This is a genomic window from Cupriavidus sp. UYPR2.512 (assembly GCF_000379565.1).
Classification (GTDB): Bacteria; Pseudomonadota; Gammaproteobacteria; order Burkholderiales; family Burkholderiaceae; genus Cupriavidus.
This window is the reverse complement of sequence record NZ_KB902853.1, coordinates 149,354-161,611: the sequence shown is the minus strand read 5'-3', so window position 1 is coordinate 161,611 and position 12,258 is coordinate 149,354. Positions and strand designations below refer to the sequence as shown.

Below are 12,258 nucleotides of genomic sequence, written 5' to 3'. Positions count from 1 at the left end.
ACAAGAAACGCCGGCAGCCCCGGCCGCTGTTGCCGACCAAGGTGCAGCTCCCGTTGCAAAAGAGTCCCGTGTCCGCGCCGACGCTGGTGCCCCCGCGGCCGATCCCGTGGTGTCGATCGACAGCCTCGACATGGAGGCCCGCGGCGTTGGCCGCCTGGTGAACGAGGACGGCACGCCCGGCAAGGTCATCTTCGTCGAGGGCGCGCTGCCCGGCGAGACCGTCAGCTACCGCAGCTTTCGCCGCAAGCCCAGCTACGAGCAGGCCCACCTGGTCGAGGTCCGGCAGGAATCGGTGATGCGCGTGAAGCCCGGCTGCCAGCATTTTGGGGTCTGCGGCGGGTGCTCGATGCAGCATCTGGATTCCCGCGCGCAGCTGGCGATCAAGCAGCGCGTGCTGGAAGACAACCTGTGGCACCTGTCCAAGGTGAAGCCAGATGTGGTGTTCCGCCCGATCGCCGGCCCGGACTGGGGCTATCGCTACCGCGCGCGCCTGACGGTGCGCCACGTCGCCAAGAAGGGCGGGGTGCTGGTCGGCTTCCACGAGCGCAAGAGCAGCTATGTGGCCGACATGACCCGTTGCGAGATCCTCCCGCCGCATGTGTCGGCCCTGCTGGTGCCGCTGCGCGAGCTGGTGATGGGGCTGTCGATCCGCGACCGCATGCCGCAGATCGAGCTGGCCGTGGGGCAGGAAGTCACCGCGCTGGTGCTGCGCATCCTGGAGCCGCTGACCGATGCCGACAAGAACCTGCTGCGCGCCTTCGCCGACCAGCACCAGGTGCAGTTCTGGCTGCAGCCCAAGGGCCCGGATACGGTCTACCCGTTCTACCCGGCCGATGCCGAACTGGCCTATACGCTGCCGGAATTCGGCATCCGCATGCCGTTCAAGCCGACCGACTTCACCCAGGTGAACCACCAGATCAACCGGGTGCTGATCGGCCGCGCGCTGCGCCTGCTCGACGCGCAGCCGCAGGACCGCCTGCTCGACCTGTTCTGCGGCATCGGCAACTTCACGCTGCCGCTGGCCACGCAAGGCAAGTCGGTGATGGGCATCGAAGGCAGCGAGGCGCTGACCACGCGGGCGCTGGCCAACGCCGAATACAACGGGCTGGCGGCGAGGACCGAGTTTGCATGCCGCAACCTGTTTGAAGTCACCGCCGAGGACATTGCCGCGCTGGGCCGCTTCGACCGCTGGCTGGTCGACCCGCCGCGCGAAGGCGCGCTGGCCGTGTGCAAGGCGCTGGGCGAACTGGCGCAGCAGGGCAGCGACGTGCTGCCGCAGCGCATCGTCTACGTCTCGTGCAGCCCCGCCACGCTGGCGCGCGACGCCGGCCTGCTGGTGCACGAGGCGGGCTACCGGCTGAGCGGCGCGGGCGTGGTCAACATGTTCCCGCATACCTCGCACGTGGAGTCGATCGCGGTGTTCGATCGCGGCTGAGCGCGCAGGGCGCACCAAAAGAAAAACCGGCCATCAGGCCGGTTTTTGCATGCTGCTGCGGAGGTTGCCGTCAGTCGCGGCTGCCGCCGAAGATGCCCAGCAGCGCCAGCAGGTTGGTGAAGACGTTGTACACGTCCAGGTAGATCGCCAGCGTGGCGGTGATGTAGTTGGTTTCGCCGCCGTTCACCACGCGCTGCACATCGAACAGGATGTACGCCGAGAAGATGCCGATCGCGATCACCGACACCGTGATCATCAGCGAGGGCAGCTGCAGCCAGATATTGGCGACGCTGGCCAGGATCAGCAGGATCACGCCGACGAACAGGAATTTGCTGAGGCCGGAGAAATCGCGCTTGCTGACCGTGGCGATGGTGGCCATGGCGCCGAACACCGCCGCCGTGCCGCCGAACGCATACATGATCAGCGCCGGGCCGTTCGAGAACTGCAGCACCGCGCCGATCAGGCGCGACAGCATCAGGCCCATGAAGAACGTGAACGCCAGCAACAGCACCACGCCCATGCTGCTGTTCTTGGTCTTCTCGATGCCGTAGAAGAAGGCGAAGGCGATGCCCAGGAACAGGATCAGCGACAGGCCGGGGCTGCCCTTCATGAAGCTGAAGCCGCTTGCCACGCCGATCCACGCGCCGAGCACGGTGGGGATCATCGAGATGGCAAGCAGCCAGTAAGTGTTGCGCAAGACCCGGTTGCGAACGACGACGTCAGTGACGGTCGACGCACTATTGCCGAAACCGTAGGTGTTCAGCTTGTTATCCATGGTGACTCCTGTCTCAAAACGGTGAGGCGCCGGGGCTGCGAGGCTTCGGATGCGAAGATTCGTATGGAACCCGGACGGAACCATCGTCAATGTGGCACCTGGGAGGTCGAATTGCAAGGGCGGGGTAACCCAGGAGTCACCTCGCCCATGCTTTGCGCCCGTACGGTGCCGCTCACATTGGATGTTAGCCGGGGCGGCGTGTTCCTGGCATGACAAGGTTGTAATGTGGCCTTTGATCTACTTGTTGCCGGCTTGTGCGGCAAGGGCGGCCCGACACACGCCAGAGCAGGGAAGACCCTCGAAAGGGTCATGGTCTTCGTGCTAGAATCGCACGTTTAATCCATTTGTAACCCCTTCATTTTTCGGAGTTTTTCATGGCGATCGAACGCACCCTGTCGATTATCAAGCCGGATGCCGTGGCCAAGAACGTCATTGGCCAGATCTACGCCCGTTTCGAGGCCGCCGGCCTGAAGATCGTTGCTGCCAAGATGGTGCACCTGTCGCGCGGCGAAGCCGAGCAGTTCTACGCTGTCCACAAGGAGCGTCCGTTCTTCAAGGACCTGGTGGACTTCATGATTTCCGGCCCGGTCATTATCCAGACCCTGGAAGGCGAGAACGCCATCGCCAAGCACCGCGACCTGATGGGCGCCACCGACCCGAAGAAGGCCGAGAAGGGCACCATCCGCGCCGATTTCGCCGACAGCATCGACGCCAATGCCGTGCACGGCTCGGACGCTGCTGAAACGGCTGCCGCGGAAGTGTCGTTCTTCTTCCCGGGCATGAACGTCTACAGCCGCTGATTGTCCGGCGCTGCTGCCAGGACTAGACTGACACCGAAGCTGAGTTTGCCGTCATGAACGCTCTCGTCAACCTGCTCGACCTCGACGCGGACGCGCTCACCGCTTATTGCGGCGAGCTCGGCGAGAAGCCGTTCCGTGCGCGGCAACTGCAACGCTGGATCCACCACTACGGTGCCAGCCGCTTCGACGCCATGTCGGATCTCGCCAAGTCGCTGCGCGAAAAGCTCGCGACGCGGGCCGAGATCCGCGCGCCTGCCGCCATCACCGACAACCTGTCGGCCGACGGCACGCGCAAGTGGCTGCTCGACGTGGGCCAGGGCAACGCGGTGGAAACGGTCTACATCCCAGAGGAAACGCGCGGCACGCTGTGCGTTTCCTCGCAGGCGGGATGCGCCGTCAACTGCCGGTTCTGTTCCACCGGCAAGCAAGGCTTTTCGCGCAACCTCAGCACCGGTGAAATCATCGGCCAGCTGTGGATGGCGGAGTTCGCCATGCGCGAGCAACTGGGCCGCGGCCCCAAGGATGACCGCGTCATCTCCAACGTGGTGATGATGGGCATGGGCGAGCCGCTGCTGAACTACGACGCTGTCGTGCCGGCCATGCGCCTGATGCTCGACGACAACGCCTACGGCCTGTCGCGCCGCCGCGTGACGCTGTCGACCTCCGGCGTGGTGCCAATGATGGACCGGCTGTCCAAGGACCTGCCGGTGGCGCTTGCCGTGTCGCTGCACGCGTCCAACGACGCCCTGCGCGACGTGCTGGTGCCGCTGAACAAGAAGTACCCGCTGGCCGAACTGATGGCGGCATGCCGCCGCTACCTGGAATTCGCGCCGCGCGATTTCATTACTTTCGAATACTGCATGCTTGACGGCGTCAACGACGGCGTCGAGCATGCACGGGAACTGCTGAAGCTTGTGGCCGAGGTGCCATGCAAGTTCAACCTGATCCCGTTCAATCCGTTCCCCGAATCGGGCCTGAAGCGTTCCAACAACGATCAGATCCGGCGCTTTGCGCAGGTGCTGATGGATGCAGGCATCGTGACCACCATCCGCAAGACCCGCGGCGACGATATCGACGCCGCCTGCGGCCAGCTGGCCGGGGAAGTGAAGGACCGCACGCGCCTGGCCGAGCGCGGCAAGTTCGGCAAGATCACGCCACTGGTGCCGGTCACTGCTTCCGGCCAGCCTCGGGAGGTTCGCCCTGCATGATCCGTCTGATCGCTGCGGCCCTGCTGGGGCTGCTGATGTTGTCCGGCTGCCAGCTGCCGCATGCGCCAGCGCAGGATCCCCAGACCGCTTCTGACCAGACCGATGCAAGGCGCCGCGCCGGCATCCGGCTGCAGCTGGCCACCAACTACCTTGAGGCCGGCCAGAACGCGGTCGCCCTTGACGAGATCAAGCAGGCCATTGCCATCGATCCGACGCTCGCCGACGCCTACCATGTGCGCGCGCTGATCTACATGAACATGAATGAGCGGACGCTGGCCGACGACAGCTTCCGCACGGCGGTGTCGATGCGTGCCAACGACGGCGACCTGCTCAATAACTACGGCTGGTTCCTGTGCCAGGAAGGGCGCTACGGCGAGGCCGCGCCGATGCTGCAGCGGGCGATGTCGGCGCCGTCCGCAGGCGGCCCCGCCAAGCCGCTGATCAGCCTGGGCGCGTGCGAGCTGCGCCAGGGCCACAGCGCCGAAGCGGAAAAGAACCTGAAGGCCGCGCTCGGCTACGACCGCAACAACCCGGTGGCCAACACCAACCTCGCGCTGGTCTTCTACCGGCGCGGCGACTTCGCGCAGGCCGGGCAGTATGTCCAGCGCGTCAACAACAGCCAATTTGTCAATGCGCAATCCCTCTGGCTGGGAGCACGCATTGCCCACCGTCAGGGCGACAGCCGCACGCAGGATGCGCTTGGGGCGCAACTGCGCAGCCGCTTCCCCGACTCGCGTGAGTTGACCGCCTACGAACAAGGAGCATGGGATGAGTGAGCACGACCGCGCCGCAGGCCAGGCCGTACCGACGCAACAAGTCGGCGGGGGCGCGCACGAAGGAGAACGCGAAGCTGCCGCACGCGAGATCGGCGCAGCGCTGGCGCGCGAGCGCGAGGCGCAGCGGATGTCGGTGGAAGACGTCAGCGCGCGGCTGAAGGTGGCTGCAGGCAAGCTGCGCGCGATCGAGGCCGGCAGCCTGCAGGCACTGCCCGACGTGACCTTCGCCAAGGGCGTGATGCGTGCCTATGCGCGCATGCTGCACGTCGACATCGACCCGTTGCTGGCACGATTCCAGCCGCGCCCGGTGGCGCAGGTGGCGGAAATTGCCAGGCAGCGCGAGGGTGGCATCAACGCGGCCTTCGACGACCGCAACCGCTTCCGCTCGGGCGGCAACGGCGGTCGCTGGGTCTGGCTGGCGCTGGTGGCCGTGTTGGTGGCCGCGGGCGGCTGGTTCGGGCTTGACCATATCCGCGCATGGATCGACGCGCGCAGCAGCGCTGCCGAGACCGTAACGGCTGAAGCGCCTGCCGTGATCCGGAGCACGGAAGCCGGCACCGTGACGGCGGCGCTGCCGCCGGTCATGGCCGCCAGCGATTCGCCGGCGCCGTCTGCCGAAACCGCTCCGGCCAGTGCCGCGGCAGCCCCCGCGGCCGCGATGGCGCCTGCAGCCGCTTCCGCGCCTGCTGCTGCCACGGCGCCGGTTGCGGCAGCAGGCGCGGGTGAACTGCAGATCCGTTTTGCCGCCGATACCTGGTATGAGATCCGGGACAATAGCGGCAAGATCGTCATGGGCGGTACCGCCAAGGCTGGCCAGACCATGGCCGGTGGCGGCACCGCCCCGTACAAGGTGGTGATCGGCAACGTCAAGGGCGTCGAGTCGCTGACGCGCAATGGCACGCCGGTCGACCTGAAGGCAGCCAACCGCAACAACGTGGCGCGCCTGACGCTGCCCTGACGCGGGCGCAAGGTGCGGCAAGGTGCGTCTTTGCAAGGTGGTAACGCTATGAACCAACAGCTCTGTCTCCCGGTCCTGCCCGGTCCGCTGCCGCGCCGCCAGACGCGCCAGGCGCGCGTCGCGTGGGGCGACAATGTGGTGACTATTGGCGGCGGCGCGCCGGTGCGCGTGCAGTCGATGACCAATACCGACACGGTGGACGCCATCGGCACCGCAATCCAGGTCAAGGAACTGGCGCGTGCGGGCTCGGAGATCGTGCGCATCACGGTGAACACGCCCGAGGCCGCCGCCGCGGTGCCGTCGGTCCGTGAGCAGCTCGACCGCATGGGCGTGGATGTGCCGCTGGTGGGCGACTTCCACTACAACGGCCACAAGCTGCTGCAGGACTATCCGGCCTGTGCCGAGGCGCTCTCCAAGTACCGGATCAACCCCGGCAATGTCGGCCAGGGTGCCAAGCGCGACACGCAGTTCGCGCAGATGATCGAGATGGCGTGCCGCTACAACAAGCCGGTGCGCATCGGCGTGAACTGGGGCAGCCTGGACCAGGACCTGCTGGCACGGATCATGGACGAGAACGCCGGGCGCGCCGAGCCGTGGCCGGCGCAGAGCGTGATGATCGAGGCGCTGATCACCTCGGCCATCGATTCGGCGAAGAAGGCCGAGGAGATCGGCCTGCCGGGCGACCAGATCATCCTGTCGTGCAAGGTGTCGCAGGTGCAGGAACTGGTCGCGGTCTACCGCGAGCTGGCACGCCGCTGCGACTACGCGCTGCACCTCGGGCTGACCGAGGCCGGCATGGGCAGCAAGGGCATCGTGGCCTCGACCGCGGCACTGTCGGTGCTGCTGCAGGAAGGCATCGGCGACACCATCCGCATCTCGCTGACGCCCGAACCCGGCGCGCCGCGCGAGAAGGAGGTATACGTGGGGCAGGAGATCCTGCAGACCATGGGCATGCGCAACTTCACCCCGATGGTGATTGCGTGCCCCGGCTGCGGACGGACGACCAGCACCGTGTTCCAGGAGCTGGCGGCCAGCATCCAGGCCTACCTGCGCGAGCAGATGCCGCACTGGAAGACCGCCTACCCGGGCGTCGAGGAAATGGATGTGGCCGTGATGGGCTGCATCGTCAACGGCCCGGGCGAGAGCAAGCACGCCAACATCGGCATCTCGCTGCCGGGCTCGGGTGAATCGCCGGCGGCACCGGTGTTCGTCGATGGCGTCAAGGTGAAGACGCTGCGCGGCGAGCGCATTGCAGAAGAGTTCCAGGCGATCGTAGACGAATACGTTCGCACGCATTACGGCCCGGGCGCTGCGCGGGCCGACAAAGAAGTGGCAGCCTGAGCCGGACCGGCCGGGTGCCAGCAGCCTGACAAGAACAGAATGACGCAATCCGAGAACGTGGCCGCCGCAGGCGCCAAGACCGAACCGAAGACCGAACCGAAGGTGCGCCCCGCCAAGGCCCTGCAGGGCGTGAAGGGCATGAACGACATGCTGCCGGCGGACGCGCCGCTGTGGGAGCATTTCGAGAATGCCGCGCGCGCCATGCTGCGCGCCTACGGCTACCAGCAGATCCGCACGCCCATTGTCGAGCCTACGCAGCTGTTCGTGCGCGGCATCGGCGAGGTCACCGACATCGTCGAGAAGGAGATGTACTCCTTCACCGATTCGCTCAACGGCGAGCAGCTGACGCTGCGCCCGGAAGGCACTGCCGCAGCCGTGCGCGCCACCATCGAGCACAACCTGCTGTACGACGGCCCCAAGCGCCTGTGGTACACCGGCCCGATGTTCCGCCACGAGCGCCCGCAGCGCGGCCGCTATCGCCAGTTCCACCAGCTCGGCGCCGAGGCACTGGGCTTTGCCGGCCCGGACGTGGATGCGGAAATCATCCTGATGTGCCAGCGACTGTGGGACGACCTGGGCCTGATTGGCGTGCGCCTGGAGCTCAATTCGCTGGGGCAGGCCGATGAACGCGCCGCGCACCGCGAACAGCTGATCAAGTACCTGGAAGGCTTCCAGGACATCCTGGACGACGACAGCAAGCGCCGCCTGTACACCAACCCGCTGCGCGTGCTGGACACCAAGAACCCGGCGCTGCAGGAGATGGCGGCCAACGCGCCCAAACTGATCGACTTCCTGGGCGAAGAGTCGCTGGCGCACTTCGAGGGCGTGCAGCGCCTGCTCAAGGCCAACAACATCCCGTTCAAGATCAACCCGCGCCTGGTGCGCGGCCTGGACTACTACAACCTGACGGTGTTCGAGTGGATCACCGACAAGCTGGGCGCGCAGGGCACCATCGCCGGCGGCGGGCGCTATGACCCGCTGATCGCGCAGATGGGCGGCAAGCCGGCACCGGCCTGCGGCTGGGCCATGGGCATCGAGCGCATCATCGAGCTGATCCGCGAAGAAGGCGTGGTGCCCGAAGCGGTGGGCTGCGACGTCTATCTGGTGCACCAGGGCGAAGCCGCCGCACAGCAGGCGATGATCGCCGCGGAACGGCTGCGCGACGCGGGCCTGGACGTGGTGCTGCACGCCAGCCCCGACGGCAAGGGCGGCAGCTTCAAGTCGCAGATGAAGCGCGCGGACGCAAGCGGCGCGGCCTATGCCGTTATCATTGGCGACGACGAAGTGGCTGCCGGCGTGGCCCAGGTCAAGGAACTTCGCCAGCGCGAGCAGGCCGAAGGCGGTGGGCAGCAGGCCACCGTGCCGGCCGAAGGCCTGGTCGACTACCTGATCGACGCCATGGTCGGCGCCAGCGAATAACGGTGCGCCGCCGCCATGCGCGCGGCGGCTCGCCGCAACCCGATTACACAAGTATCCAACCCACGCAGGTGATTGCCTCGACATGGCTTACGATCTAGAAGAACAGGAACAGCTTGAGAATCTGAAGGCCTGGTGGCGCCAGTACGGCAATGCGCTGACCTGGGTGCTGATCATCGCGCTGCTGGCGTTTGCCGGCTGGAATGGCTGGAAGTATTGGGAACGCAAGCAGGCGGGCGAAGCCGCCGTGCTGTATGAGCAGGTGCTCAAAGCCGCCGAAGCGCGCGATATCGAGCGCATCAAGCGCGCCGCGACCGACCTGGAAGCCAAGTTCGGCCGCACTGCCTATGGGCAGATGAGCGCGCTGGTCGCGGGCCGCGTGCTGTACGATGCGGGCGACCTCGCCGCGGCCAAGAGCCAGTTGCAGTGGGCCATCGACCATGGCGACCAGGAGTATTCGCACCTGGCGCGCGTGCGCCTGGCCGGCGTGCTGCTGGACGAGAAGGCCTATGACCAGGGCCTGGCGCTGCTCAAGGACGAGCCGCCGGCCGCGTTTGCCGCGCTGTATGCCGACCGACGCGGCGACCTGCTCGCCGCGCAGGACAAGCGCGACGATGCGCGCACGGCCTATCGCAAGGCGCTGGACAAGCTGGGCCAGGGCGAGCCGGCGATGCGCCAGATCATCCAGTTCAAGCTCGATGCGCTGGGCACGGCCTGATCCGGCCGCTCCCGAGCGCGTGCAAACACCGCATATCCAGCGGATCGTATAAACAGGACCGTAACCCTATGACGTCAGTGCTTTCCCGTGCCGTACATCGCCAGCCCGCCCGCACCATGACCCGTGCGCTGGTGGCGGTTGCCTGCCTGGCCACACTGGGCGGCTGCTCGCTGTTCAGCAAGGAAAACAAGCACCCGCCCGCCGAACTCAAGCCAGTCTCGGGCACGCTGTCGGTGCGCCAGGCCTGGAAGGCCGACGTGGGCAAGAGCGGCCCCTATTCGATGCAGCCTGCCGCGGCGGGCAATAACGTCTACGTGTCGTCCAACAACGGCAACGTGATGGCGCTGGAAGGCGCCAGCGGGCGCGTGCTGTGGAAGGCCAAGGCCGACCTGGACCTGACCTCGGGCCCGGGCAGCGATGGCTCGGTGACGGCGGTCGCCGGCGAGAAGGGCGCCATCTATGCCTTTGACGCCAGCGGCAAGCAGATCTGGAAGAAGCAGGTCAACGGCGAGGTGCTGTCGGCGCCGCTGGTCGGCAACGGACTGGTGGTGGTGCGCACCACCGACACGCGCGTATTCGGTCTGGACGCCGGGACCGGCGAGCGCCGCTGGATCTACCAGCGTTCGCAGACGCCGCTGAACCTGCGTGCGTCGATGGGGATGGTGTTTGCCGGCGACGGCATCGTGATGGGCTTCCCCGGCGGCAAGCTGGGCGTGCTGACGCCGGGCAACGGCGTGCTGCGCTGGGAGAGCGCGGTCTCGTACCCGAAGGGCGTGTCGGAGATCGAGCGCCTGAACGATGTCACCGGCCTGCCGATGGTGAGCGGGCGCCAGGTCTGCGCCACTACCTTCCAGGGCCGGGTGGCCTGCCTGGAACTGGCCAGCGGCCAGCCGCAGTGGGGCAAGGATTTCTCGTCGCCGAGCGGCCCGGCGCAGGATGACAATGCGATTTACGCCAGCGACGAGCAGTCGGTCGTGCATGCCTTCGACCGCCAGAACGGCAACGAGCGCTGGAAGAACAACGACCTGCGCAACCGCCGCCTGGGCGCGCCGCTGGCCCTGGGCCGCTCGGTGGTAATGGGCGACTTTGAAGGTTATGTACACTTCCTGTCGCGCGAAGATGGCCAGGTCATCGCACGCATGAAGACCGATGGCAGTGCCATCACCGCCGCGCCCGTGGTGGCGGGGCAGACCATGGTAATCCAGACCCGCGACGGCGACGTCTACGGTTTCCAGCCTGGCTGACAGGCATCCAATGCGCGCTGCCGTACACCTGTCGGTACGGTCAGCGCCGAATCCGGTAGCATGATCCTTAGCGCGGCAATTGCAGCGGGTCCGTTGACCCGGCGCCGCGCCCGACAGGACAAGCGGCAGGCCGCGCCCAGGTGGCGCGGCCTGCCGTCGGATCCATTGACTCCGGAGTTACCGGGGGGCGGCGTGCCGGCCCCCGTTTCCGTTTATTGCATGAAACCAGTTATCGCACTTGTCGGCCGCCCCAATGTGGGCAAGTCGACGCTATTCAACCGCATGACCCGATCGCGCGACGCCCTTGTCGCCGACCTGCCGGGCCTGACGCGCGACCGCCATTACGGGGAAGGGCGCATCGGCGAACGTCCGTTCATTGCCATCGATACCGGCGGCTTTGAGCCGGTGGTCAAGGAAGGCATCGTCGCCGAGATGGCCAAGCAGACCAAGCAGGCCGTGGTCGAGGCCGACGTGGTGATCTTCATCGTCGACGGCCGCCTGGGCCTGGCGCCGCAGGACCGTGCCATTGCCGACTACCTGCGCAAGACCGGCCGGCGCATCATGCTGGCGGTCAACAAGGCCGAGGGCATGAAGTACACCTCGGTGGCGGCCGATTTCTATGAGCTGGGCATGGGCGATCCGTACGCGATCTCCGCGGCCCACGGCGACGGCGTGAGCGAACTGGTCGACGAGGCCATCGAGCTCGCGGTCCAGGAGCGCCCCGAGCTGGCCGAAGAGATTTCGGACGAAGGCAAGGGCGTCAAGATTGCCATCGTCGGGCGCCCCAATGTGGGGAAATCCACGCTGGTCAACACGCTGATCGGTGAAGAGCGCGTGATCGCGTTCGACATGCCCGGCACCACCCGGGATGCCATTTACGTGGAGTTCGAGCGCGGCGGCAAGCCCTACACGCTGATCGACACGGCGGGCTTGCGCAGGCGCGGCAAGGTGTTCGAGGCGATCGAGAAGTTCTCGGTGGTCAAGACGCTGCAGTCGATCGCCGATGCCAATGTGGTGATCCTGCTGCTCGATGCGCAACAGGATATTTCCGAGCAGGATGCGCATATCGCCGGCTTTATCGTGGAGTCGGGCCGCGCGCTGGTGGTGGGCGTCAATAAATGGGATGGGCTGGACGGCCATGCCCGCGACCGCATCAAGCACGACCTGGAACGCAAGCTGCAATTCCTGAGCTTCGCGAATTTCCATTTTGTCTCGGCGCGCGAGCGTACCGGCATTGGCGCGCTGATGCGTTCGGTCGATGACGCGTTCGCCGCGGCGATGGTCAAGCTGCCGACGCCGCAGCTCACGCGTGTGCTGCAGGAAGCGGTGGAATTCCAGCAGCCCAAGCGGGTCGGCGCATCGCGGCCCAAGCTGCGCTACGCGCACCAGGGCGGCTCGAATCCGCCCATTATCGTGATCCACGGCAATGCGCTGTCGGGCGTTGCGGAAACCTACCGGCGCTACCTGGAAAATCGTTTCCGTACGGCATTCAAGCTCAAGGGCACCCCTCTTCGCATCGAATTCCGTACGAACAAAAATCCGTATGCGGACTCGAAGGATTGAGTCCGGAATCGGATCCCTGGCGGG

11 protein-coding genes are annotated in these 12,258 nt (G+C 66.3%); 10 read left to right on the top strand and 1 reads right to left on the bottom strand.

Features of this window, described 5'->3' with window-relative positions:
• Positions 1-130 precede the first annotated feature (130 nt).
• A complete protein-coding gene (gene rlmD / locus A3A5_RS0103410; RefSeq protein WP_232431259.1) occupies positions 131-1,435 on the top strand; it encodes a 23S rRNA (uracil(1939)-C(5))-methyltransferase RlmD in 1,305 nt (434 codons plus the stop codon).
• A gap of 70 nt (positions 1,436-1,505) precedes the next feature.
• On the opposite strand, the gene A3A5_RS0103405 is transcribed toward rlmD, so the two are convergent.
• Positions 1,506-2,210: a Bax inhibitor-1/YccA family protein gene (locus A3A5_RS0103405; protein WP_018309251.1), complete on the bottom strand. Its 705-nt coding sequence runs from the start codon at positions 2,208-2,210 to the stop codon at positions 1,506-1,508.
• A gap of 374 nt (positions 2,211-2,584) precedes the next feature.
• On the opposite strand from A3A5_RS0103405, the gene ndk reads away from it, so the two are divergent.
• The 9 genes from ndk to der all read left to right on the top strand — a co-directional run bounded on the left by ndk (position 2,585) and on the right by der (position 12,234).
• On the top strand, positions 2,585-3,010 hold the full coding sequence (gene ndk, locus A3A5_RS0103400) for a nucleoside-diphosphate kinase (protein ID WP_018309250.1): 426 nt from the start codon (positions 2,585-2,587) through the stop codon (positions 3,008-3,010).
• Positions 3,011-3,063: 53 nt separating this feature from the next.
• A complete protein-coding gene (gene rlmN / locus A3A5_RS0103395) occupies positions 3,064-4,218 on the top strand; it encodes a 23S rRNA (adenine(2503)-C(2))-methyltransferase RlmN (protein ID WP_018309249.1) in 1,155 nt (384 codons plus the stop codon).
• Positions 4,215-4,994, top strand: a complete 780-nt coding sequence (gene pilW, locus A3A5_RS0103390) for a type IV pilus biogenesis/stability protein PilW (RefSeq protein WP_018309248.1) — start codon at positions 4,215-4,217, stop codon at positions 4,992-4,994. The genes rlmN and pilW overlap by 4 nt, the downstream gene beginning before the upstream one ends.
• The gene (locus A3A5_RS0103385) at positions 4,987-5,952 is read left to right on the top strand and encodes a RodZ domain-containing protein (protein WP_018309247.1); all 966 of its coding nucleotides are present in this window, start codon (positions 4,987-4,989) and stop codon (positions 5,950-5,952) included. Before pilW ends, A3A5_RS0103385 begins: the two co-directional genes overlap by 8 nt.
• Before the next feature lie 48 nt (positions 5,953-6,000).
• Positions 6,001-7,293, top strand: coding sequence for a flavodoxin-dependent (E)-4-hydroxy-3-methylbut-2-enyl-diphosphate synthase (gene ispG / locus A3A5_RS0103380; RefSeq protein ID WP_018309246.1), 1,293 nt, complete (start codon positions 6,001-6,003; stop codon positions 7,291-7,293).
• A 39-nt stretch (positions 7,294-7,332) separates the two neighbouring features.
• Positions 7,333-8,712, top strand: a complete 1,380-nt coding sequence (gene hisS / locus A3A5_RS0103375) for a histidine--tRNA ligase (protein ID WP_018309245.1) — start codon at positions 7,333-7,335, stop codon at positions 8,710-8,712.
• Between the two features lie 82 nt (positions 8,713-8,794).
• Positions 8,795-9,427, top strand: a complete 633-nt coding sequence (locus A3A5_RS0103370) for a tetratricopeptide repeat protein (protein ID WP_018309244.1) — start codon at positions 8,795-8,797, stop codon at positions 9,425-9,427.
• A gap of 68 nt (positions 9,428-9,495) precedes the next feature.
• Positions 9,496-10,671, top strand: coding sequence for an outer membrane protein assembly factor BamB (gene bamB / locus A3A5_RS0103365; protein WP_026200408.1), 1,176 nt, complete (start codon positions 9,496-9,498; stop codon positions 10,669-10,671).
• Between the two features lie 219 nt (positions 10,672-10,890).
• Positions 10,891-12,234: a ribosome biogenesis GTPase Der gene (der, locus tag A3A5_RS0103360; RefSeq protein WP_026200407.1), complete on the top strand. Its 1,344-nt coding sequence runs from the start codon at positions 10,891-10,893 to the stop codon at positions 12,232-12,234.
• Positions 12,235-12,258: the final 24 nt, after the last annotated feature.